The organism is Marinobacter shunpengi (genome assembly GCF_045449695.1).
Lineage (GTDB): Bacteria > Pseudomonadota > Gammaproteobacteria > Pseudomonadales > Oleiphilaceae > Marinobacter.
This window is the reverse complement of sequence record NZ_JBJJKZ010000008.1, coordinates 76,744-98,311: the sequence shown is the minus strand read 5'-3', so window position 1 is coordinate 98,311 and position 21,568 is coordinate 76,744. Positions and strand designations below refer to the sequence as shown.

Below are 21,568 nucleotides of genomic sequence, written 5' to 3'. Positions count from 1 at the left end.
ATGATGGGCCATGGAGGAAAGACTTGCAGAACCCGTGACAATTGGCAATCGCTTCCGGTTCAGGCACCCCCGTCCAGCAGGCCGGCGGCGCGGCATTGCTCGCGGATATGGTCCAGGGCCTGCGGGTTGGCCAGGGCGTCGCGGTTGTCCGCTTTGGCCGAACCGTTGATCAGCCGGGCCACCGCCAACTCCACCTTCTTGCCGCTGCGGGTGTAGGGGATGTCGTCCACGGCAATGATGTGCTTCGGCACATGGCGCGGGCTGGCACCTTCACGGATGCGGCGGCGCAGCTGTTGCACCAGGTCGTCGGAGAGAGTCTGGCCCTCCGCCGGCACCACCAGCAATACGACTTCCACATCACCGTCGATCTGCCGGCCCACCACCAGACTGTCCGCCACTTCGGCGATGGTTTCCACCTGTCGGTAGATTTCCGCGGTGCCGATACGCACACCACCCGGGTTGAGGGTGGCGTCGGAGCGACCATAGATAATGGCACCACCGTGCTCGGTGAACTCGATAAAGTCGCCGTGGGCCCAGACGCCGGGAAAGGTGGCGAAGTAGGCATCGCGGTAACGCTCACCATCCGGGTCGTTCCAGAAACGTACCGGCATGGACGGCAGTGGCTGGCGGCAGACCAGTTCACCACGACCCTCGCTGACTGGCTTGCCGTCGTCGCCATAGGCCACCGCATCCACACCCAGGAAACGGCACTGGATCTCGCCCCGGCGTACCGGCAGCAGGGGCGTTGCCCCCACGAAGCAGCCGCAGATGTCGGTACCACCGGCGATGGAACCCAGCAGCACCTCCGGTGCGCCATCGTTATAGACCCAGTCATAGTCTTCCGGCAGCAACGGCGAGCCGGTGGAGAACACCACCCGCAGGTGGCTCTGGTCCAGGTCCCTGGCAGGTTTCAGCTCAGCCTTACGACAGCCGGCGATAAAGCGGGCGCTGGTGCCGAAGTGGGTGACCCTCTCCCGGGCCACGGTTTCCCACAGCATGTTCAGATCGGGGTAGCCCGGGGAGCCGTCCACGGTGACCACGGCGGCACCGGTTATCAGCGCGGACACCTGCCAGTTCCACATCATCCAGCCGCAGGTGGTGAAGTACAGGAAGCGGTCGTCCGACCCCACATCGCCGTGGAGCATCAGTTCCTTGGCATGGTTCACCACCAGCCCGGCGCTGCCATGCACGATGCACTTGGGCTTACCGGTGGTGCCGGAGGAATACAGGATGTAGACCGGGTGATCCGGCGGCAGCGGCGTGAAGGAGGGCGCCTGCCCTTTACCAGCCGCCAGGGCATCTTCCCAGGTGGTGACCCTGTCGCCGAGGATGGGCCCATCATCGGGTAGCTGCCCGATGCTCACCACGCACTTCAGTGATGGCAGTTGCGCCACCAGGTCCCGGAAGGCTTCCTGGCGCGGGAATACCTTGCCGCCGTAGCCATAGCCGTTCACGGCCACCAGCGCCGTGGGCTCGATCTGGCCGAAGCGGTCGTTGATGGCGCCCACCCCGAAGTCCGGGGAGGCGGAACTCCAGATGGCCCCCATGCTGGTGGTGGCCAGCATGGCGACAATGGCCTCATAGCCGTTGGTGACAATGCCGGCCACCCGATCCCCCTGAGCCACACCCTGGCTGCGCAGGAAGGCCTCGAAGGCCCCTACGTCTGCCTTCAACTGGCCGTAACTGCGCCGCAGCACCGGGCGGGTCTCGCAATAGGCCACCACCGCCTCACGATCGGCATGGTCGCCCTCCGCCAGCCGCAGCAGGTTGGCGGCAAAGTTGAGCTTCATTCCGGGGAACCACTCCGCCCCTGGCATCTCACGGCTGCCCAGTACCCGTTCGGCCGGAGTGTCGCAGACCAGGCCGCAATAGTCCCAGACCTTCTGCCAGAAGGTCTCCAGCTCGTCGACGGACCATTGGTGCAGGGCATGATAGTCGGCAAACGGCCCCAGGCCCTGCTCTTCCAGCCAGGTCCTGAAGCGCTCCATGCGGGAAGTTTCCAGGGTTTCCTCAGATGGTGTCCAGACCACCATGGACTCGTGCTTGTCACTCATTCAGGACTCCTTTACTGCATGTGCCAGCCATGGCTGACCACGATGGACTGACCGGTCAGCGCGGCAGAGGGGAAAGCGGCCAGATGGACGGCCAGTTCGGCAACATCCTCGACGGTGGTGAACTCACCATCCACGGTGTTCTTCAGCATGACGTTGCGGATTACTTCCTCTTCGGAAATCCCCAGTTCCTTCGCCTGCTCCGGAATCTGCTTTTCCACCAGCGGAGTGCGTACGAAGCCCGGGCAGATGATGTTACTGCGCACACCATGCTCGGCCCCTTCCTTCGCCACCGCCCGGCACAGGCCCAGCAGGCCGTGCTTGGCCGCCACATAGGGGGATTTCAGGGGTGAGGCCTCCACCGAGTGGACGGAGCCCATATACAACATGGTACCGCCCTTGCCGGCGTACATCTGGTTCAGCGCGGCACGAGTCACCAGGAAGGCACCATTGAGGTGGACATCCACCACCTTGCGCCAGTCACCGTAGGCCAGTTTGTGGACCGGGTCGATGTGTTGCACCCCGGCGTTGGCCAGGGCAATGTCCACACCACCCCACTGGTCGGCCAGTTGGCGGAAGCCGTCGTCCACGGCCTGTTCGTCAGTGACATCCATGGCCAACGCCATGGCCTGGCCGCCGGCTGCTCGAATTGCCTCGGCAGCCTCATTGGCGCTGTCATGGTTCAGGTCGGCAATGGCCACCCGGGCGCCTTCACGGGCGTACTGCTCAGCGATGGCCCGGCCGATGCCACGTGCGGCGCCCGTAATCAGGGCGGTTCTCTGTTTCAGCCTCATGACGGATACTCCTTGTTGATCCGGTTCATTATTGTTGTTCATTGGCCACCATACACCTCATTGGGCAACCAGGTTGCCAGGGGCTCGAAGGCAAACACCAGCCCCAGGCCCAGCAACTGCAGCAGGATGAAGGGCAGCACCCCCAGGTAGATGTCCCTTGTGGTGATGCCGGGCGGACAGACCCCCTTAATATAGAACAGTGAGAAACCCACCGGGGGAGTCAGGAACGACGTCTGCAGGCAGATCGCGAACAGTACCGCAAACCAGACCGGCTCCACGCCCAGGGAAAACAGCACCGGCGCCACCAGCGGCAGGATAATCAGCGTGATCTCCACCCAGTCCAGGAAGAACCCCAGCAGGAAGGTAATCAACAACACCGTGATCAGGACACCGGTGGTACCGAAGGGCAGGCCGGTGATGGCATCGCGGATGACATCATCACCACCGAGACCCCGTAAGACCGCCGCGAATACCGTGGCGCCGATAAAGATGCCGAAGATAAATGCCGTGGTACGACTGGTCTGGTACAGGGCCTCCCGCAGTACGTCCATGTCCAGTCGACGGCTGACAAAGGCCATCAGCATGGCGCCGGCGGCACCCACCGCCGACGCTTCCGTGGTGGTGGCGATACCGAAGAAGATCGACCCCAGCACTGCCAGTATCAGCGCCATGGGGGGCACCACCGACAGGAACACATCCACCAGCGCCCGCAGATCCAGCTTCTGGTGATGCTTTGGCGCCGGTGCCAGGTCCCGCTTCAGCCAGGCGGCAATGCCGATATACAGGATGTACATCACCCCCAGCATGAGGCCGGGGATCAGCGCGCCCATGAACAGCTTGCCCACCGACGCATCGGAGGTTCCCAGCCGGTCAGACATCAGTACCAGCATAATGCTCGGTGGCACCAGGATACCCAGAGTACCCACGGAACAGGCGGTGCCCACCGCCAGGGACTTGTTGTAGTGAGCCTGCATCATCGGTCCCAGGGACAACATACCCAGCAACACCACCGAAGCCCCGACAATGCCGGTGGAGGCCGCCAGCAGGATGCCGACGATAACCACGGTGATGGCGTAGCCACCCCGCAACGGCCCCAGCACCCGCACCAGGCTGTGCATCAGTTTTTCGGCGATGCCGGAACGGTCCAGCATGATGCCCATGAAGATGAACAGCGGCAGGGCCACCATCAGTTCATTGGCCACGATGCCGTAGATACGGGCATCCAACACACCGATGGTGCCGGACCAGGTAAACCAAAGGTCTGCGTCGAAGTATTCGACCATCACGTGGCCAACGACTGCGAACACAAGGCCAATGCCGGCCAGTGACCAGGCCACCGGAAAGCCCAGCAGCAACAGCGCCATGAAACTGGCGAACATGGCGATAACGAGCAGTGTTTCCAGTCCCATCAGTGGTCCTCCTCCTGGTCATGGGGAGCGGCCAGGGCCCGGGGGAAACCCGCCAGCAAGGTGGTGCACCGGGTCAGCCGGGAGAAAAGGGCCAGGGCCACCAGCGCCAGGCCCAGGGGCAGGAAACCCTTGAAGATAAACCGGTACGGCAGGCCACTGGGGGCCTGTGAACGCTCGTCCAGCACAAAGGCCTTCCAGGCGTAGGGCACCAGGGCTTCCATCATCAGGTAGAGGATCGGCAGCGCCAGCAGGGCAATGCCCAGGGCCTCAATAAGCGCGCGGGTCCGCAGGGAGAATTTCTCTCGCAGCACATCCACCCGCACGTGGTCATCCTTCACCACCGCGTAGGCCAGGGTCATCATCATGGCGATGCCGAACAGGTGCCAGGATAGCTCCTCCAGGGCAATGGAGCCCCGGGACAGCACGAACCGGCTGAATACGTTGACCAGCACCACCACCAGCATCACCAGCCACAGCCAGGACAGACCCCTGCCGATGGCGCTGATCAGCCGATCCAGGCCCTGGGAAAGCCGGTTGTGGGGAAGGCCGTTATGGTGGGCAGCGGGGCTGGCCGGAGCACTGAAAGTCGCAGGTTCCGTCACATCAACCTCGGATATGTTCTGGATTCAGGGGAAAACGGGCGGGCACGGAATGCGCCCGCCCGCGACTGGCTACGGGATCAGTCGTACTGGTAGAAGTCCCGGGGCAGGTAGCCCTTGCTGTGCCAGATGGAGTGGTGTTCCATGAACTCACGCTGGCTGGTGAGCACCCGCCTGAACATCTCGTCCTCGGCGGCGATATCATCCAGCACCTTGTTGGTGGCCTCCTGGAGTTCCCGCAGTACCGGTTCCGGCAGGGTCTGGGCAGTCACGCCTTCGTCCTGGTAGTCCCGCAGGGCGGTGGGCTGGGCGTATTCGCTCTCGGCGAAGCCCTTGAGGGTGGCGGACTCGCAGCCCATTTCCACCAGGGCGCGGGTCTGGGGTTCAAGATCATCCCAGACATCCTTGTTGACCAGCAGGTGGGAGGTGGTCAGGGTCTGGTGCCAGCCCGGCATGATGTAGTTCTTGATGATCTGGTCCAGCCCAAGCATCTTGTCGATGGCCGGTTGCGAGAACTCGGTGGCATCGATGGTCTGCCGCTCCAGGGCCTGGTAGATCTCACCGCCGGGCACCATGGTCACCGAGGCGCCGAGTTCTTCGAGCACCTTGCCGCCGATGCCGGCAAAGCGGATGCGCAGGCCGTCATAATCGTCCAGTGACTCGATGGGCTCGGCAAACCAGCCGGCGCCTTCCGGGCCGATGATGCTGCACAGCATGGGGTGGATATTGCGCTCGGCGTAGATTTCCTCCAGCAATTCGCGGCCTTCGCCCTCGTAGTACCAGGCCAGGTAAGCCGGGGGCTCCATATTGAACGGCGCGCCGGAGTATAGCGGCAGTGCGGGGATGGTGCCCTGGTCATAGCCAACCCAGGTATAGCCGGCCGGGTACTTGCCCTCGCTGACGGCATCCATGATCTCGAAGGGGGGCACCAGCTCGCCCGGCTCATAGTAGCGGAACTGGATATCGCCGCCGGAGATATCCTTGAGGTTCTCGGACAGGTGCTTGACTGGTGTGGTCAGCCCCACCAGGTGGGAAGGGAATGCCAGCGGCACCTGCCAGCGGACCTTTTCCGCGGCGGCGGGGGTGGCGGACAGGGCCAGGGCGCTGGCAGCGGCCACGCCCAGGCCAAGACGGGATACGGAGGTCTTGATCGACATATCGGGTTCCTTGTTGTTTTTGTCGCACTCACGACAGGACTGTCTGTTGCAGCCAGAACAACCGGAACCGGGCACTATCGCCGTGGACGGGAAAGCCAGTGTTGTTAGTGGTTGTTCTGGCCGTCACGCCGTGGTGAGCAGAAACCGTGCCGATCAGGATTTTGTCTTAAAAATCAGATGAATGGATTGCCGGCGCACAGCCGGAAATTGATAGGTGTCCTGAAAATCGGACAATCCCCATGCATATCAGCGAAAACTTGTCCTTAATTACGGACAGGTGTCCTTGATTCAGGACATTCTGGCAAGTTTCTGGTAGAGCACAGAGCGGGAAATCCCCAGCAGGCGGGCCGCCCGGCTGCGGTTGCCCCGGCTGGCCGCCAGGGCTGATTCAATGGCTTCCCGCTCCGCCGATGCCACCACCTCCGCCAGGGTATGGGTAACACCAGCAACCGGGTGGCCGGCGCGCGGGACAGTGTCGGTGACCGGCACCGACAACGTCTCCAGGGCGGGCAGCACCTGTGCCAGTATGTCCCGGTCCAGGGCTTCGGCATTCTCGTTCAGGGTCAGCGCCCGCTCCAGCACATTGCGCAGTTCGCGGATGTTGCCCGGCCAGTGGTGCCGGGCCAGCAGGGCCAGGGCCTCGTCGGTGATCTCCGCCCCCAGGCCCGGCCCATCCGAAAGGTCCGCCAACAGACTTTCACAGAGAATGCCCAGGTCCGCCAGCCGCTCCCGCAGGGAAGGCACCTGAATGTCCATGACATTCAGGCGGTAGTACAGGTCCGACCGGAAGCTGCCCTCCACCATCATCTGCCGCAGGTCACGGCTGGTGGCGGCAATCACCCGCACATCCACCGCCTGCACCTGGTTGGAGCCCAGGGGCTCCACCTCCCCCTCCTGCAGCGCACGGAGCAACTTGGCCTGCAGCGGCAGCGGCATGTCGCCCACCTCGTCCAGGAACAGGGTGCCGCCGTTGGCGAGCTGGAAGCGCCCGTCACGGTATTTGGCGGCGCCGGTGTAGGCACCGGGGGCAACGCCAAAGAACTCTGCCTCCAGCAGGTTTTCCGGTATGGCCGCCACGTTGACCGCCACAAACGGACGCTCCGCCCGCCCGGAGGCGGCATGGATGGCCTGGGCCAGCACCTCCTTACCAGTACCGGTCTCCCCCTGGAGCAGTACCGGCATGTCCCGCCCCGCCGCCAGCCGCGCCTTGCGCTTGACCTCCAGCGCCGCCGGGCTGGCGCCGATAAAGTCCGATAAACTGTAACGGGTGCCCCTTGCCTGTTTGGCCAGGGCCTTGCGGGCCGCCTGAAGGTCCCTGTGCAGGCGGCGGTATCGGGCCACGAGGGGCGTGAGGGGCTGCAGATCGTCATAGAGGATGCAGGCGATGGCGCCCACTACGGCACCGTCTCCATCAAAGTAGGGCAGTCGGGTGACCACCAGTTGCTGGTCCTGATGCTCCATGATATCCAGCAACAGTGGGTCACCGCTGGCCACCACCTCCGGCATACGGCTTTGGGGGATAACCCGCTGCACCGGCTGACCGATCACGTCCTGCTCGCGGACACCCAGCAACCGACAGTAGCTGTCATTGATCCATGTAATGCGCGCGTCGCAGTCCACGGCAATGGCCCCGGCACTGGCCTTTTCGAACATGGCGATCAGTGCCTCAATCATGTCCCGGGTCAGGCCGCGGATTCCGGTCGGCTGGAAGGGGGATGGCATGCGGTACCTCATCTGGCGCTACGGTGGATCAGCCCAGCTTCAGGAACGGGGCCAGTGAAACGCCGAGTATAAACACCAGCGCCGCCAGGGCGGCAATAACCGTGACCGGTTTGCGCAGGAACTGGTGCCAGACGCCATCGCCGCGGCCCTGGCGCAAGGCCTCTTCCCAGGCTTCCCGTTGCCGGCGCTGACGCCCGGCCTGGTAGTCCTTCAGCAGGGCCTTCGCCCGTTCCGCCTCGGTCCCGTCATGGGCCCAGAAACCGCCCATGCTGATACCCCAGAAGGAGGGCGGCGTCTCGTAATAGTTCACATCATGCTCCTCGAACAGGGCGCGGATCTCATCCGCCTCGTCGTCGGGCACATGGCGCAGATTCATCAAATGGTGGGGCATCGGTTACACTCTCGTGGCCGTCTGGCTTTTGTACGTCATTGCTACAAGGATACTCCATGCCCGGCCACCTTGAGACCCTGCTGGCCTTTGATCACCAGCACCAGCGCGACCAGCGGCAGTCGCCGACCTTCCTGCACCGCCGGGACCGCCGTTACGCCCTGGACCGGGGCGAGGGCCACAAGCCGGATATCCGCCACTGGCTGGGCCAGCTCCAGGCCCTGAACGGGACAACCGCCGCCGGTTTCCCGGAACTCCGGTTCTGGCGGCATTTTACCACCGTCTTTATCACTGCCGGTGCGCTGCTCGGCGTCATCACCATGTCGGGCCTGCTGTTCTATGATGGGGGCCAGCAGATCAATATCACCGTGATCCTCGGCGTCATCCTGCTGCAACTGGTGCTGGCCCTGTTCACCGCCTGCCAGGGGCTGGCCGGCTGGCAACCCTGGGCACCGCTGGCCCACAGTCTGCAACACCGTCTGGAGAAGCGTCAGCCATCATCAGTCCTGCGGCCCCTGTTCAGCCCGATGATGGCACGGACCGCCCAGGCCGCCGGCCTCACCTTCGGCGTCGCCGGACTGCTGACCCTGCTGGTTTCCGTGGTTGTGCAGGACCTGGCTTTCGGCTGGAGCACCACCCTGGAAACGTCAGCCGAGGGCTGGTATCGCGTTGTCTCCTGGGTGGCGGCCCCCTGGTCCGGCTGGCTGCCGGTGGCCACCCCAAACCTGGATCTGGTGACGGACACCCGCTTTTTCCGGCTGGATGCCGCCGGTACGGACACCGCCAGTATCCGCTGGGGCGCCTGGTGGCCCTTCGTGGCCATGGCCTGGCTGACATGGACCATCCTGCCGCGGCTGCTGTTACTGGTGGTCGCCACCCTGGACCTTCGCCGCAAGGAGCAACGGGCGCTTTGCGACCACCCCGGCTATAAGGCGCTGCTCTGGCGCATGGAAACCCCGGCGGTGGAGACTGGCAGCGACGCCACCGACAGTGGCCAGCTTCCCGTCGATGTCACCTCGGACACCGTCGCCATTCCCGAGACTCCGCTGGTGGTCTGCTGGGCCGGCGCCTCGCCGGCGGACATCCTGACAAAGCCGCCTTCGCAGCCCCTGCGGGCGGGGGGCAACCAGAGTCTTCAGGCGGACCGGGACACCCTGGACGCCATCGCTGAGCGGCGATCTCCGGAGGACCGGCACCTTCTGGTGGTGACCCGGAGCTGGGAGCCCCCCACCGCAGAGCTGGAGGACTTCCTGGAAGATGCCACCAAACAGTTTCCGGATCTCGCCCTGATCCTGCTGCCCGTGGCCAGCGATCCGTCGCAACCACCAGCGCCCCAGCCCCTGGCCCAATGGCTGCGATTTGCAGAGAGGGTCGGCCAGAACACCCGCGTGGCCACCGCCAACACACCGGAGGTGCACCATGCCCCCCAGTGATCAGGCGCCGGTTTTCGCCGTCGTGGGTCACCCCAACCGGGGCAAGTCCAGCGTCGTGGCCACCCTGTCCCAGAACGACCGCATTGCCATCGCCCTGGAACCGGGCACCACCCGGGAGAGCCACACCTACCCCCTGACCGTGGACAACCACACCCTGTATACCCTGGTGGACACCCCCGGGTTCCAGCGCCCGCGGCGGGTGCTGGAATGGCTGGAGGCACACAGCCTGTCCGCCTCCGACCGGCCGGATACGGTGGCGGCATTCGTGCACCAGCACCGGGACAACCCGAAGTTCCGGGACGAGTGTGAGTTGCTGACGCCCATCATCGAGGGCGCCGGCATCATCTACGTGGTGGACGGCTCAGTGCCCTATACCGCCGAGCAGGAGGCGGAAATGACCATCCTGCGCTGGACCGGACAACCCAGCCTGGCCCTGATCAACCGTATCGGCGCCGACGACCACACCGAAAGCTGGCACAAGGCCCTGGGGCAGTTCTTCCAGGTTGTGCGCAGTTTCGACGCCGTTCGCGCCCCGTTCGAGAAACATCTAAGCCTTCTGAAAGCCTTTGGCCAACTCCGCCCGGACTGGGAGCAACCCCTGGATCAGGCCACCCACTATCTGACGCGCCAGCGGGAAGACCGGCAATGGCAGTCCGCCCGGCTGATTGCCGGCGCACTCGCCGACATGATGCGCCACCAGGAGTCCCGTACCTTGCCCCGAAACCTGCCGACACCCGGCAGCAACAGTCGCGAGGCCCTGGAAACCCGACTCAGGGAGCGCTGGTACCAGAATCAGCGGGAACGGGAAGAGCGCCTGCGGCGGGATATCGAGACTCTGTACCAGCACCACCAGATCGCCCGTCAGGAAGCCGAACTGAGCTGGCACCAGGACCATGACCTGTTCAGCGAAAGCACCCGCCAGGCCTGGGCCGTCAGCAAACGCTACCTGGCCACCGCCGGCTTCGGCGCCGGCGCGGTCGGTGGTGCCGGTATCGACGCCCTGACCCTGGGCCACTCCCTGGGCGCCGGCGCCCTGATCGGTGGCCTGATCGGCGCCGCCGGCAGCTACTTCTACGGCGACCGGCTGGCGGTGCAGGCGTTACGGCTGGGGCCACTGAAGGGTAGTGGCGAACTACAGACCGCCACCTTCGGCCCGGTACAGGACCTGCAATTCGGCTATATTGTTCTGGGAAGGGCGGTGGATCACTGGTGGCACATCAGTGAAAGGAACCATGCCGGTCGTGACCCGCTGGAGCTGCCACCCTCCGACAGCCACTGGCTGGAACAACTGGACAGCCCCCAGCGCAAGGCGATCCAGCAAGCCCTCGGCAAGCTGCGCAAGGGCCGGCAACTGGCCCCTGACGAACAGCAACCCCTGGAGGCCGCCATCCATTCCGCCCTGGTGGGTTACCGGAAATGGCGGGCCGATAACGGTGCCAGCAGGGATTCGATAGCCTCTGGGGAGGCGGGCCGGCCTCGTTAAGGGGCGGCCAAACAGTTATAATGCAAGGCTTGTCACATTCAGTAGCCTCTGAACGATACCGGGATGATCCCTGGCTTTCAGAACGGCTTTACCCAACCAGAACGAGGTACGCCCATGAAAATCGTACGAGTGCAGGACATCATCGGTACCGAACGTGAAGTCAGCGACAAGCAGTGGACCAGCCGCCGTCTGCTGCTGAAAAAGGACGGCATGGGTTTCTCGTTTCACGAGACCATTATCAAGGCCGGCTCAGAGCACACCTTCTGGTACAAGCACCACCTGGAAGCCGTCTACTGCGTAGCCGGCAACGGGCGCATCAAGGACCTGGCCACGGGCGAGGTTCACGAGATCACCGACGGCACCCTGTATTCCCTCGACAACCACGACCGCCACACCCTGTATGGTGGCACCGAGGACATGCGCCTGATCTGTGCCTTCAACCCGCCGGTGACCGGCCGTGAAATCCACGACGAAGACGGTGCCTACCTGCCGGACACCAGCGACAACTGATCGTTGATGGCGGTCGAACGCACCGCAACCACACCGCCACCGCCAGCAACGCTGCTGCCGGTGGCGGTGTTGCTTTGGCTGGCCGGTGTCTACCTGCGCATCCCCATCCTGGTGGCGCCGCCGCTGGCACCGTTCATCAGCGATGACCTGGGCCTCAACCAGGCCCTGACCGGCGCCCTCACCACCCTGCCCATCCTGATGCTGGCCATTGGCGCCATGCCCGGCTCCCTGGCGATTTCCCGCCTTGGTCCCCGCAACACCCTGGCACTGGCCATCACCATCATGGCCCTGGGCTCCGCCGCCCGGGGGCTAGTTCCTGACGCCATCACCCTGATGGTCGCCAGCATCGTCATGGGCCTCGGCATCGCCATGATGCAACCTGCACTGCCGGCCCTGTTACCGAGATGGCTGGAGCCCCACCACATTGCCATCGGCTCCGCCATCTACATGAACGGCATGCTGATGGGCGAGTTCATCGGTGCCGGCGTCACCCTGCCGGTGCTCATGCCGCTGCTGGACAATAGCTGGCAGGACACCCTGCTGGCCTGGTCGCTGCCGGCGCTGCTGGTGGCCGCCGCCCTGTTCATCCCCAGGCGGGACCTCAGCCGCCCCACCAAACGGGCAGCCTGGCTTCCGGACTGGCGCAATCCCCTGACCCTCAAACTGGGCCTGCTGCTGGGCCTGTCCTCCTCCATGTTCTTTGGCCTCAACGCCTACATGGGCAACCTGCTGGAGCAGCAGGGCCACTTCGGAAAACTCTCCGAAGCCCTGTTCTGCTACAACATCGCCCAGGTCTTCGCCTCCCTGATGATGCTGAAAATGGCCCGCCAGTGGGTCGGCCGCCGCGACCTGATCGTCTGGATGGCCGCCCTGAGCATCCTCGGCACCGCCGGCACCATCGTTACCGAAGGCTGGTGGTCCATCGCCTTCGCCACCTTCATGAGCTTCGTCGCCGGCATACTGCTGATCCTGCTGATCGCCCTGCCACCACTGGTGGTCCGCTCCGAAGACACCGGTCGCCTCTCCGCCGGTACCTTCCTGGTGGGCTACACGGTGGCGTTCTCGGTACCCATGCTGGGCGGCGTCCTGGCAGACTGGACCGGCGATATCCGCCACGCCCTGATGATCATGGTCGGCTACAGCGTGCTGGTGCTGCCACTGGCATTCACCCTCGACCTGACAAACAAAAAGGGCCAGCCCGAAGGCTGACCCCGAAGAGGCCCCACACTCACAGCCTGAGGGCCGTGGAGCGGGGGGTGGGTTCTGCAGGGAACCCTTGTCTGAGCGAAGCGAGTTTTGGGTTTCCGGAAGAACCCGCCCCCCGCTTCGCGGCCCGCCCCCAATCTCAGAGGTAGAAGTCTCTCAACGGAGGAAACCCGTTAAATTCAATAGCGCTGTAAGTGGTCGTATAGGCCCCGGTAGACAGCCAGTACATCCGATCCCCGATCGCCAGATTCAGAGGCAACGGATACTTGTGGTGCTCATACATGATATCGGCACTGTCACAGGTCGGCCCGGCAATCACACAGTCCTCGCCCTCGCCGGACTTCTCCGTCCAGATCGGAAACTTGATCGCCTCATCCAGCGTCTCGATCAGACCACTGAACTTGCCCACATCCGTATACACCCATCGGTGCAGGGCTGTCCGGGACTTGCGGGAGATCAGCACCACCTCGCTCACCAGCACACCGGCATTGGAAATCAGTGAACGGCCCGGCTCGATGATAATCTCCGGCAGGTCGTCACCGAAATCCTCCCTCAGGAAACGATGGATCTCTTCCGCGTACACCCCCAGCTCATTGGTGCGAGTGATGTAGTTGGCCGGGAAACCACCGCCCATGTTGATCATCTTCAGCTCGATGCCGTCCTCTTCCTTCAGACGCTCGAAGATGACCTTCACCTTGTTCAGGGCCGCATCCCAGGCGCCGATCTCACGCTGTTGGGAACCCACGTGGAATGATACGCCATAGGGCACCAGCCCCAGGTCACGGGCCAGGATCAGCAGGTCCATGGCCATGTCGGTCTGACAGCCGAACTTGCGGGACAGGGGCCAGTCCGCGGTCAGCGTACCCTCGGTCAGGATCCGAACATACACCTTCGAGCCCGGGGCCGCCTTGGCAATATTGCGCAGGTCCGCCTCGGAATCCGTGGCGAACAGGCGCACACCGCGCTCGTAGAAGGTGCGGATGTCCTTCGCCTTCTTGATGGTGTTGCCATAGCTGACCCGGTCACCGGTCACACCCAGGGCCATCACCTTGTCCAGCTCATACACCGAGGCAATATCAAAACTGGCGCCCTTGTCCCGCAGCATGGTCAGGATCTGCGGAGCCGGGTTGGCCTTCACCGCGTAGTAGACCTTGGCGTACGGAAAGCCTTCCACCAGCTCGTTGTACTGGCGGTCGATCACCTTGGTGTCGATCACCACGAACGGGGTTTCCTGCGTGTCCGCAAAGTCCTTGATGCGCTTGAACGTCTCGGCGTCGTAGTAGTCGGCAATGTTGGCGTTGGTGACATCGGTCATGGGTGGTGTGTCCCTCCACAGGGTAATCGCCCATAAAAAAGGGCACCACAGCAACGCTGCAGTACCCGTCATATGGCGCGATCATCAGGCTTTTTTCATGGGCCGGATATGAGCAGAAATACCCATGGGGCAAGACCTTATGAAACCACTGGAATAGATTTGTAATGTATTGAAACAGGAAGGGGTTGGGGGCTATTCAATACGCCGCCCAGACTGTTAATGTGGTCACAAATTGAACAGCCGGAGTATAACGATGTCTGAAGTCGCTTCCATGGCAGCCGCCAGCACCCAGATGAGCCAGCAACGGGTGAGTGAACAGGCGCAGATCCAGGTCATGAAACAGGCCATGGACATGCAGGAACAGGGCGCCATGCAATTGCTGGAAGGCGTCACCGATACCGCCGTACCCACTGCCGGCGCCAATCCGTCGGATCGCGTCGGGGCCAATGTTGACGTGAAGGCCTGAGGGCCGGAACCTTCAGACCGCCACCGGCCAGAGTGGGGCCGGGCCGTCCGGATCTTCCGGCGCCGTCCGGGTCCGCAGATAGCCCAGGATGGCATCCTTCAACGCCGTTCCCTGGGCCAGCCCCTGGTTGCCAAACAGCCGGTTGAATTCCAGCACGTAGGGGTAGCCTTCCACCAGGGCGATGTCGAAACCGGCATGGTTCACGCCCAGCGTCCGTGCCAGGCTCAGGGCAAGGTCCGTCGCCACTGCCGGCACCACCGACGCATCGATTTTTCCGCCCCGTGCCACGTTGTTATAGAAGCCCTGATCCGACTGCGTTCGCCAGTAGGCCGTGAGTACCTGATCTCCCACAACTACAACACGCACATCCCGGTCGATAGGCAGGTACTCCTGCGCATACAGCACCGGCGTCCGCTCGCAGTACCGTAACCAGTCCTGGCGGGATTCGATCAGCCAGACGCCCTCACCCATGGAGGCCTTGGGCAATTTGGCGACGAAGGGCGAGGGCATGGTCGCCCAGACCCGGTCCCGTTCTTCCGGCCCGTTGGCTTCGATCAGTGTCCAGGGGGTATGTTCCGGCGCCACGGTCTGGAAGGCCCGGGTCATCTCGACCTTGTCGTGGCCGATGCGGTAGCTGGCTTCACTGGGGAAAACCCGGCACTTCAGGCCATGGACCAGGGCATTTAGTTGCCAGTATTCCGGGAACAGTACCCAGTCGGCCTGTTCAAGCTCGGCCTTGTGACGCAGGAAGTGCTCGGGTTTGATGGTGGTGGTATCCGGGAAGCCCAGGGTACGGAAGATATCGAAGGAAACCAGTTGCATTGGGGTGTTTGCTCAAGGGAGACGCTGTGCATTTTATGGGCAATTCGGTGTTTGGCAAGTGGTTTGTGAGTAAGCCGTGAGCTGGGTTCGTAGATTGGCTGGTTTGGTGGCTGGACTCGAAAACGAGCGAATCTTTACTGATCTTTTGTCTCATGATTGGCATGGAAGCGAGGCGCGGTTTGCCGGCAAACAGGTCTAGTGAGCCTTTCAGTTGGATGCAGTGTTTTCATGGAGGCAAGCACGGGGTCAAAAGTGAGGGGGTGCTGGTAGGTCTTTCAGAGCAGGGCCAGGGAAGGCCCGGTAGCAAGGTCGGTCCAGGGATGGGCCGTGAATTGCGGCGGCGAGAGACCTACCAGCACCCCCTCGCAGGCACTAACGCTAAAATACCTACTCCCCGGAGGAAAGCCCGGAACGATACCGGGCAGGACTAACCCCTTCCCACCGCCGAAACGCCCGGGCAAAGGCGGCCTCCTCCGAAAACCCAAGGCGCTCACTCACCACGACCACTGTCTGCCCGGCCTGCAACAACTCCGTCGCCAACCGATGCAACTCCCGCTCCCGCAGCACCTTGAACGACAACCCCTCATCCGCCAGTAACCGGTTCAGATGTCGGCCACTGACCGCCAGCTCCGAGGCCACCCGCTCCTTGCCCCAGTTAGGATGCTCCCGCACCAGGCGACTCACCTGCCCACTCAGACTCTGATGACCCAGGGATTCCAGGGTATGATCCGCAAGCTGCCGCAGGTGATCCCGCAACGCGCTATTGGCCTGGATCAACGGCAGATCGCCCTGGTCCCGGTGACACTGCAGACAGTTGCAATCAGCGTCAAACACCACCGGCATACCCAGCCGTTCCCGATAGGACACCCCATCACCCCGGGACGGATGAGCCAGCAAAAGGATCTCCGGCCGGAAAGCCTCCCCGGTAGCCCAGCCTGCCAGCCGCACCAGCGACGCCATCACTGCGTCCACCCGTTCCGCCACCCGCACCCGATACTCCGGCCGATAGCAGAGGCTGATCCAATCAGCATCCTCCGAGATCGAGAACTCACCACCATCACCCACCACTGGCGCGTACTCCACCAGCGCCTCAAGCCCCTCCCGCAGGGTATCGCAGCTCACCAGCAACATACCGGCACTGTCCAGGTGCCCCACCTGCAACGCCAGGCCGATCTCCAGCCCGGCCAGCGGATCGTCCACCGCCTGGCAATATTCCTCCCAGAGCCGGTCCTGCACCGCCAGTGGCACCCGCTGCCCCGGCACCACCTGTCGGGTAATATCGTCGGACAGCGTGATGCCCCGGCGTTGCGCCGCCTGCAGGATCGCCTGGGCATAGAGGTGGGTAACCGTGGGTGACGTTCCGATCATGGCCTGAATTGTCGTGGTTTCTGTCCTGTCCGGTCAGGAAAACGGACGCATTTACCCATAAGATACGGGATGACAAGAACAAAATCAGGAAATTCCAACATGTATGCAGTGATCGGCGCGGGCCCCATGGGCCTTGCCTGTGCCCGCAATCTCCAGAAGCAGGGCATTCCCTTTACCGGATTCGAACTCCATGGCGACGTAGGCGGTCTGTGGGATATCGACAACCCGCACAGCACCATGTACGAAACCGCGCATCTGATCTCGTCCAAGCGCATGACCGAGTTCGTGGAGTTTCCCATGAAGGACTCGGTGGCCCAGTACCCCAGCCACCACGAGCTACGCACCTACTTCCGGGACTTCGTCGACCATTTCGGCCTGCGTGAACACTATGAGTTCAACACCTGCGTGGTGAATGTGGAGCCCGACGGCGACCAGTGGCAGGTGACCACCGAGCACGACGGCCAGCAACAGACCCGCACCTTCGACGGCGTAATGATCGCCAACGGCACCCTGCATACCCCCAATAGGCCCAGCCTGCCCGGCGAGTTCGACGGCGAACTGATGCATTCCGCAGACTATCGCTCTCCGGATGTCTTCAAGGGCAAACGGGTACTGATCATCGGCTGTGGTAACTCCGGCGCCGACATCGCCGTGGACGCCGTGCACCATGCCCGCTCGGTGGACATGAGCCTGCGTCGCGGCTACTACTTCCTGCCCAAGTTCCTCAACGGCAAGCCCATCGACACCATTGGTGGCAAACTGAAGATGCCCCGGCCCATCAAGCAACGGCTGGACGCCGCGCTGATCCGACTGGTGATGGGCAAGCCGTCGGACTACGGCCTGCCGGACCCGGACTACCGCATGTACGAATCCCATCCGGTGATCAACTCGCTGATCCTGCACCACCTGGGCCACGGGGATATCCACCCCCGGCGCAGCATCGATCGCGTCGAGGGCAGGACCGTCCACTACAGCGACGGCGAAAGCGGCGAGTACGACCTGATCCTGATGGCCACCGGCTACCTGCTTGATTACCCGTTCATCGACCGCAAGCACCTCAACTGGCCGGAACATGAGGACGCGCCCCGGCTATACCTGAACATGATGCACCCGGACTACGACAACCTGTTCCTCATGGGTATGATCGAGGCCACCGGCCTGGGCTGGGAAGGTCGCAACCAGCAGGCGCGACTGGCTGCCCTGTTCATCCGCGAGCAACAGAAGGGTACCCGGGATGCCGAAGACCTTCGGCAACGAAAGAAGGAGCGGGTGGGCGAACGGCTGGACGGGGGCTACAACTACATCAAGCTCGCCCGCATGGCCTACTATGTGAACAAGGACCAGTACCTGGAGACCCTGGCAGGCCATATCGCCAAACTCCAACCCGACCACAGCAAGGGGTAAATCCGTATGACGGTGCAGTTTGACCCCGCCAGCCTGGTCACCCTCAACGTGATCCTGGCCCTGATGATGTTCGGCGTGTCCCTCAATCTGAGCCCCGCCGACTTCAAACGGGTACTGACCATACCCCGGGCCCCCATCGCCGGGTTAATTGCCCAGTTCCTGTTGCTGCCGGCAGCCACCTGTCTGTTCACCTGGGTCTTCCGGGTCGATCCGCAACTGGCCCTGGGCATGATCCTGGTGGCCTCCTGCCCCGGGGGCAGTTTTTCCAATATCATGACCTGGCTGGGCAAGGGCAGCGTGGCGGTGTCGGTGAGTATGACCGCGGTCTCCAGCCTGGCCGCCACGGTGATGACGCCGCTGAACTTTGCCCTCTACGGCTGGCTCAACCCCCACACCCGCGCCTACCTGCAGGAGATTGCCCTGCAGCCAGAGAACATCCTCATGCTGGTGCTGCTGGTGCTGGCCTTGCCGCTGCTACTGGGCATGGTCACCGGCAGACGCTTCCCGACGCTGGCGGTGCGTAGCGAGAAACCCCTGCGGTTCATTTCGCTGCTAATATTTCTGGCCTTCGTGGCCATCGCTTTCCTCAATAACGTGGATCTGTTCCTGGCCCAGTTCCATACCTTCTTCTGGCTGGTGGTGGGCCACAACCTGCTGGCACTGGCCCTGGGCTACGGCATGGCCCGGCTGATGAAACTGTCGGTGCCGGACCAGCGGGCGGTGACCATGGAGGTGGGCATCCAGAACTCGGGGCTGGGGCTGGTGATCCTGTTTACTTTCTTTCCGGAAGCGGGCGGCATGATGCTGATCACCGCCTTCTGGGGCGTGTGGCACCTGGTGTCAGGCCTCACCCTGTCACAGATCTGGGCCCATCGGCCGCTCCCCGATCCCAAACCCGTACAACCACAAAGCTGACATCATGACCACCGAAAAACGCATCCTGATCACCGGCGCCGCCGGCTACATTGGCCACCAGTTGGGCAACCGGCTGGCGAAGGACTACTTCGTCATGGGTACCGACCTGCACTGGCGGGAAGGCCTGGACTTTCCCCTGGAAGTGCTGGATGTCCGCGATTCGAAACTGGTGCTGACCCTGGCGGAATACCGCATCACCCACGTTATCCACCTGGCGTCGATCCTCCAGGCCTCACCGGACCGGCAGCGGGACTACGACATCGACGTCAACGGCACCCGCAACGTGCTGGAAGCCTGTGTGGCCGCCAAGGTCCGGCACATCACCGTGACCAGTTCCGGGGCCGCCTATGGCTACCACCCGGACAACCCCCCGTGGATCGACGAGGATGACCCACTGCGGGGCAACCCGGAGTTCGCCTACTCGGACCACAAGCGCCAGGTGGAAGAGCTGCTGGCCCGTTACCGCACCGAGCATCCGGAACTGAAACAGCTCATCTTCCGACCCGGCACGGTACTGGGCACGGATACCCGCAACCAGATCACCAGCCTGTTCCTGGCGCCCCGGCTGCTGGCGATCCGCGGCAGTGACTCACCGTTCGTGTTCATCTGGGACCAGGATGTGCTGGATGCCATGGAACAGGGCATCCGCGAAGACCGGACCGGCCGGTACAACATGGCCGGCGACGGTGCCCTGACCATCCGCGAGATTGCCCGCAAACTGGATAAACCCCTGCTGACCCTGCCGGCGGGCGTCGTCAAGGCGGGCCTGCAGGTGGCAAAATGGCTGGGCAAACCGGTGGGACCGGAGCAGGTCAATTTCCTGCGCTACCGGCCGGTACTCAGCAATCGGCGCCTGAAGGAGGAATTCGGTTACCGGCCCCGGAAGACCTCGGCGGAAACCTTCGACTTCTTCGTCGGGCATGCCCAGCAGCGGGGTGACCTGTGACCGTTACCCTGATTACCGGCGCCGCCAGCGGCCTCGGCTGGGCCATGGCGCAACACTGGTACCGGGCCGGACATTGCCTGGTGCTGGCGGATATCGATGCCGAAGCCCTTCACCAGCGGCGGGCGGAACTGGGCGACGACACCCGGGTGCATATCGTCACCGTCGACGTTACCCGGCGGGACGAGCTCCAGCGCCTAGTGCACGAAACCGAGACCACTTTCGGCCGGCTGGACCTGCTGGTGAACAACGCCGGCATCACCCACCGGTCGCCCGCCACGGACACCAATCCGGAGGTGTTCCGAAAGGTGATGGCGGTGGACTGGCAGGGGCCGGTGGAACTGACACAACTGGCCCTGCCCTTGCTTGAACAGTCCCGGGGCAGCATTATCTGCATCGGTTCCATGGCCGGCTGGATGCCGGTACCGGGGCGGGCCGGCTACTGCGCCGCCAAGGGGGCCCTGGCCCAGTTCTTCGAGGTGCTGCGGCTGGAGCTGGAGCCCCGGGGCGTCCATGTGCTGATGGTGTACCCCAGCTTCCTGGACACCCCCATCGAGCACAACGCCCTGGGGGCGGATGGGAGCAAGGCCAGACATGCCCGCTCCACCATCGGCGGCCTGTCCAGCGCCGATGACATGGCTCGGATGATTGACCAGGCCCTGAACAGGCGCAAGCGCTGGCTACTGCCCGATGGCGTCTCCCGTTTCGGCAGCCTGTTGTGGCGCATCGCGCCGGCCCTCTACCTGCGAGCCATACGCCGGAAGTTTGCCGGCGATATTGCCAGCAGCCACCACCCGACACTCCGGACAAAGGCCCCGTGACATGATCGACCCCTGGCTTTGGCTGGGCTTTGCCATCCTGCTGGCCTACACCATCGAAGCCATCACCGGCTTCGGCTCCATTGTCATCGCCCTGTCCCTGGGGGCCGTGCTGCTGCCCATCCCCGACATGCTGCCGGTACTGGTGCCCCTGAACGTATTCATGAGCGGCTACCTGACCTGGAGGCATCACCACCATATCGACTGGCGGCTACTGGCCACCCTGATCCTGCCGCTGATGCTGGCGGGTACGGTGGCCGGCTACCTGCTGACTCCCTGGTTGGGGGCCGGCATCCTCAAGGCCCTGTTCGGGGCGCTGGTGGTGTGGTTTGCCGGCAAGGAACTGTGGCGACTGTTCGGGGGGCGGGTGGCGGAACCCCACGGCCTGATGACCAGCCGCATTATTACCTTCGGTGCCGGTATCACCCATGGCCTGTTTGCCTCCGGCGGGCCGTTGCTGGTCTATGCCCTGGCGGGCATCCGGCTCGACAAAAGCCGGACCCGGGCCACCCTGCTCACGGTCTGGTTCACCCTGAACCTGACCCTCAGCGTGCTCTACCTGTTCGATGGCAGCCTGATGGCCAGCGCCCACCGGCTGGTGTGGTATCTGCCATTACTGATGGTGGGCGTACTGGTGGGGGAATTCCTGCACCACCGGCTCAACGAGGAGCGCTTCCGGCAGGCAGTGTATGGCATTCTGCTGATTACCGGCGTGCTCCTTATTCTTCGGGCATAGATGGCCACTGGCGTCCCGTCTGGTTAATT

General features: G+C 63.4%; 20 protein-coding genes. 10 read left to right on the top strand and 10 right to left on the bottom strand.

The window, feature by feature from the left end; genetic code table 11:
• Positions 1 to 59: 59 nt before the first annotated feature.
• The 7 genes from ACJO2E_RS05735 to ACJO2E_RS05705 form a co-directional block, all read right to left on the bottom strand.
• The gene (locus ACJO2E_RS05735; RefSeq protein ID WP_406962690.1) at positions 60 to 2,054 is read right to left on the bottom strand and encodes an acetoacetate--CoA ligase; all 1,995 of its coding nucleotides are present in this window, start codon (positions 2,052 to 2,054) and stop codon (positions 60 to 62) included.
• An 11-nt stretch (positions 2,055 to 2,065) separates the two neighbouring features.
• Positions 2,066 to 2,845: a 3-hydroxybutyrate dehydrogenase gene (locus tag ACJO2E_RS05730; protein ID WP_406962688.1), complete on the bottom strand. Its 780-nt coding sequence runs from the start codon at positions 2,843 to 2,845 to the stop codon at positions 2,066 to 2,068.
• Between the two features lie 38 nt (positions 2,846 to 2,883).
• Complete coding sequence (locus tag ACJO2E_RS05725) at positions 2,884 to 4,254, bottom strand: TRAP transporter large permease (RefSeq protein ID WP_406962686.1); 1,371 nt, start codon at positions 4,252 to 4,254, stop codon at positions 2,884 to 2,886.
• Positions 4,254 to 4,856 (bottom strand): TRAP transporter small permease subunit, encoded by a 603-nt coding sequence (locus tag ACJO2E_RS05720; protein ID WP_406962684.1) that lies wholly within the window; start codon positions 4,854 to 4,856, stop codon positions 4,254 to 4,256. Before ACJO2E_RS05720 ends, ACJO2E_RS05725 begins: the two co-directional genes overlap by 1 nt.
• A gap of 77 nt (positions 4,857 to 4,933) precedes the next feature.
• A complete protein-coding gene (locus tag ACJO2E_RS05715) occupies positions 4,934 to 6,010 on the bottom strand; it encodes a TRAP transporter substrate-binding protein (protein WP_406962682.1) in 1,077 nt (358 codons plus the stop codon).
• 288 nt (positions 6,011 to 6,298) lie between these two features.
• Complete coding sequence (locus ACJO2E_RS05710) at positions 6,299 to 7,732, bottom strand: sigma-54 interaction domain-containing protein (protein WP_406962680.1); 1,434 nt, start codon at positions 7,730 to 7,732, stop codon at positions 6,299 to 6,301.
• A 28-nt stretch (positions 7,733 to 7,760) separates the two neighbouring features.
• Positions 7,761 to 8,123: a DUF6164 family protein gene (locus ACJO2E_RS05705; protein ID WP_406962678.1), complete on the bottom strand. Its 363-nt coding sequence runs from the start codon at positions 8,121 to 8,123 to the stop codon at positions 7,761 to 7,763.
• Between the two features lie 56 nt (positions 8,124 to 8,179).
• Between ACJO2E_RS05705 and ACJO2E_RS05700 the strand changes: the two genes are divergently transcribed.
• From ACJO2E_RS05700 to ACJO2E_RS05685, 4 genes are all read left to right on the top strand, one after another.
• Entirely contained in the window at positions 8,180 to 9,553 is a 1,374-nt protein-coding gene (locus ACJO2E_RS05700; protein WP_406962676.1) for a DUF2868 domain-containing protein, read from the top strand.
• Positions 9,540 to 11,036: a GTPase/DUF3482 domain-containing protein gene (locus tag ACJO2E_RS05695; protein WP_406962675.1), complete on the top strand. Its 1,497-nt coding sequence runs from the start codon at positions 9,540 to 9,542 to the stop codon at positions 11,034 to 11,036. The genes ACJO2E_RS05700 and ACJO2E_RS05695 overlap by 14 nt, the downstream gene beginning before the upstream one ends.
• 114 nt (positions 11,037 to 11,150) lie before the next feature.
• Complete coding sequence (locus ACJO2E_RS05690; protein ID WP_328185367.1) at positions 11,151 to 11,546, top strand: ectoine synthase; 396 nt, start codon at positions 11,151 to 11,153, stop codon at positions 11,544 to 11,546.
• 6 nt (positions 11,547 to 11,552) lie between these two features.
• Positions 11,553 to 12,755, top strand: a complete 1,203-nt coding sequence (locus tag ACJO2E_RS05685; protein ID WP_406962673.1) for an MFS transporter — start codon at positions 11,553 to 11,555, stop codon at positions 12,753 to 12,755.
• Between the two features lie 136 nt (positions 12,756 to 12,891).
• Here ACJO2E_RS05685 and ACJO2E_RS05680 read toward each other — a convergent pair whose 3' ends face one another.
• The gene (locus ACJO2E_RS05680) at positions 12,892 to 14,067 is read right to left on the bottom strand and encodes a type III PLP-dependent enzyme (protein ID WP_406962671.1); all 1,176 of its coding nucleotides are present in this window, start codon (positions 14,065 to 14,067) and stop codon (positions 12,892 to 12,894) included.
• 253 nt (positions 14,068 to 14,320) lie between these two features.
• Between ACJO2E_RS05680 and ACJO2E_RS05675 the strand changes: the two genes are divergently transcribed.
• Positions 14,321 to 14,533 carry a YjfB family protein gene (locus tag ACJO2E_RS05675; RefSeq protein WP_406962670.1) on the top strand — a complete coding sequence of 71 codons (213 nt, stop codon included), beginning with the start codon at positions 14,321 to 14,323 and terminating at the stop codon, positions 14,531 to 14,533.
• Positions 14,534 to 14,545: 12 nt separating this feature from the next.
• Here the strand turns inward: ACJO2E_RS05675 and ACJO2E_RS05670 are convergent, their stop codons facing one another.
• A complete protein-coding gene (locus tag ACJO2E_RS05670; protein ID WP_406962668.1) occupies positions 14,546 to 15,355 on the bottom strand; it encodes an ATP-grasp domain-containing protein in 810 nt (269 codons plus the stop codon).
• Between the two features lie 387 nt (positions 15,356 to 15,742).
• Positions 15,743 to 16,723 carry an AraC family transcriptional regulator gene (locus ACJO2E_RS05665; protein ID WP_406962667.1) on the bottom strand — a complete coding sequence of 327 codons (981 nt, stop codon included), beginning with the start codon at positions 16,721 to 16,723 and terminating at the stop codon, positions 15,743 to 15,745.
• Positions 16,724 to 16,822: 99 nt separating this feature from the next.
• Here ACJO2E_RS05665 and ACJO2E_RS05660 point away from each other — a divergent pair, with 99 nt between their 5' ends.
• From ACJO2E_RS05660 to ACJO2E_RS05640, 5 genes are read left to right on the top strand one after another with little or no spacing between them, the layout of a single operon-like run.
• Positions 16,823 to 18,127 carry a flavin-containing monooxygenase gene (locus tag ACJO2E_RS05660; RefSeq protein ID WP_406962666.1) on the top strand — a complete coding sequence of 435 codons (1,305 nt, stop codon included), beginning with the start codon at positions 16,823 to 16,825 and terminating at the stop codon, positions 18,125 to 18,127.
• 6 nt (positions 18,128 to 18,133) lie between these two features.
• Positions 18,134 to 19,042: a bile acid:sodium symporter family protein gene (locus tag ACJO2E_RS05655; protein WP_406962664.1), complete on the top strand. Its 909-nt coding sequence runs from the start codon at positions 18,134 to 18,136 to the stop codon at positions 19,040 to 19,042.
• A gap of 4 nt (positions 19,043 to 19,046) precedes the next feature.
• Positions 19,047 to 19,988 carry an SDR family oxidoreductase gene (locus tag ACJO2E_RS05650; protein ID WP_406962663.1) on the top strand — a complete coding sequence of 314 codons (942 nt, stop codon included), beginning with the start codon at positions 19,047 to 19,049 and terminating at the stop codon, positions 19,986 to 19,988.
• Entirely contained in the window at positions 19,985 to 20,806 is an 822-nt protein-coding gene (locus ACJO2E_RS05645; RefSeq protein WP_406962661.1) for an SDR family oxidoreductase, read from the top strand. Before ACJO2E_RS05650 ends, ACJO2E_RS05645 begins: the two co-directional genes overlap by 4 nt.
• Before the next feature lies 1 nt (position 20,807).
• The gene (locus tag ACJO2E_RS05640) at positions 20,808 to 21,539 is read left to right on the top strand and encodes a sulfite exporter TauE/SafE family protein (RefSeq protein ID WP_406962660.1); all 732 of its coding nucleotides are present in this window, start codon (positions 20,808 to 20,810) and stop codon (positions 21,537 to 21,539) included.
• Positions 21,540 to 21,568: the final 29 nt, after the last annotated feature.

Coding starts and splice junctions, on each gene's coding strand:
- ACJO2E_RS05735 (WP_406962690.1), bottom strand. CDS start 2,054: ATGAGTGACAAGCACGAGTCCATGGTGGTCTGGACACCATCTGAGGAA.
- ACJO2E_RS05730 (WP_406962688.1), bottom strand. CDS start 2,845: ATGAGGCTGAAACAGAGAACCGCCCTGATTACGGGCGCCGCACGTGGC.
- ACJO2E_RS05725 (WP_406962686.1), bottom strand. CDS start 4,254: ATGGGACTGGAAACACTGCTCGTTATCGCCATGTTCGCCAGTTTCATG.
- ACJO2E_RS05715 (WP_406962682.1), bottom strand. CDS start 6,010: ATGTCGATCAAGACCTCCGTATCCCGTCTTGGCCTGGGCGTGGCCGCT.
- ACJO2E_RS05710 (WP_406962680.1), bottom strand. CDS start 7,732: ATGCCATCCCCCTTCCAGCCGACCGGAATCCGCGGCCTGACCCGGGAC.
- ACJO2E_RS05705 (WP_406962678.1), bottom strand. CDS start 8,123: ATGCCCCACCATTTGATGAATCTGCGCCATGTGCCCGACGACGAGGCG.
- ACJO2E_RS05700 (WP_406962676.1), top strand. CDS start 8,180: ATGCCCGGCCACCTTGAGACCCTGCTGGCCTTTGATCACCAGCACCAG.
- ACJO2E_RS05695 (WP_406962675.1), top strand. CDS start 9,540: ATGCCCCCCAGTGATCAGGCGCCGGTTTTCGCCGTCGTGGGTCACCCC.
- ACJO2E_RS05690 (WP_328185367.1), top strand. CDS start 11,151: ATGAAAATCGTACGAGTGCAGGACATCATCGGTACCGAACGTGAAGTC.
- ACJO2E_RS05685 (WP_406962673.1), top strand. CDS start 11,553: ATGGCGGTCGAACGCACCGCAACCACACCGCCACCGCCAGCAACGCTG.
- ACJO2E_RS05680 (WP_406962671.1), bottom strand. CDS start 14,067: ATGACCGATGTCACCAACGCCAACATTGCCGACTACTACGACGCCGAG.
- ACJO2E_RS05675 (WP_406962670.1), top strand. CDS start 14,321: ATGTCTGAAGTCGCTTCCATGGCAGCCGCCAGCACCCAGATGAGCCAG.
- ACJO2E_RS05670 (WP_406962668.1), bottom strand. CDS start 15,355: ATGCAACTGGTTTCCTTCGATATCTTCCGTACCCTGGGCTTCCCGGAT.
- ACJO2E_RS05665 (WP_406962667.1), bottom strand. CDS start 16,723: ATGATCGGAACGTCACCCACGGTTACCCACCTCTATGCCCAGGCGATC.
- ACJO2E_RS05660 (WP_406962666.1), top strand. CDS start 16,823: ATGTATGCAGTGATCGGCGCGGGCCCCATGGGCCTTGCCTGTGCCCGC.
- ACJO2E_RS05655 (WP_406962664.1), top strand. CDS start 18,134: ATGACGGTGCAGTTTGACCCCGCCAGCCTGGTCACCCTCAACGTGATC.
- ACJO2E_RS05650 (WP_406962663.1), top strand. CDS start 19,047: ATGACCACCGAAAAACGCATCCTGATCACCGGCGCCGCCGGCTACATT.
- ACJO2E_RS05640 (WP_406962660.1), top strand. CDS start 20,808: ATGATCGACCCCTGGCTTTGGCTGGGCTTTGCCATCCTGCTGGCCTAC.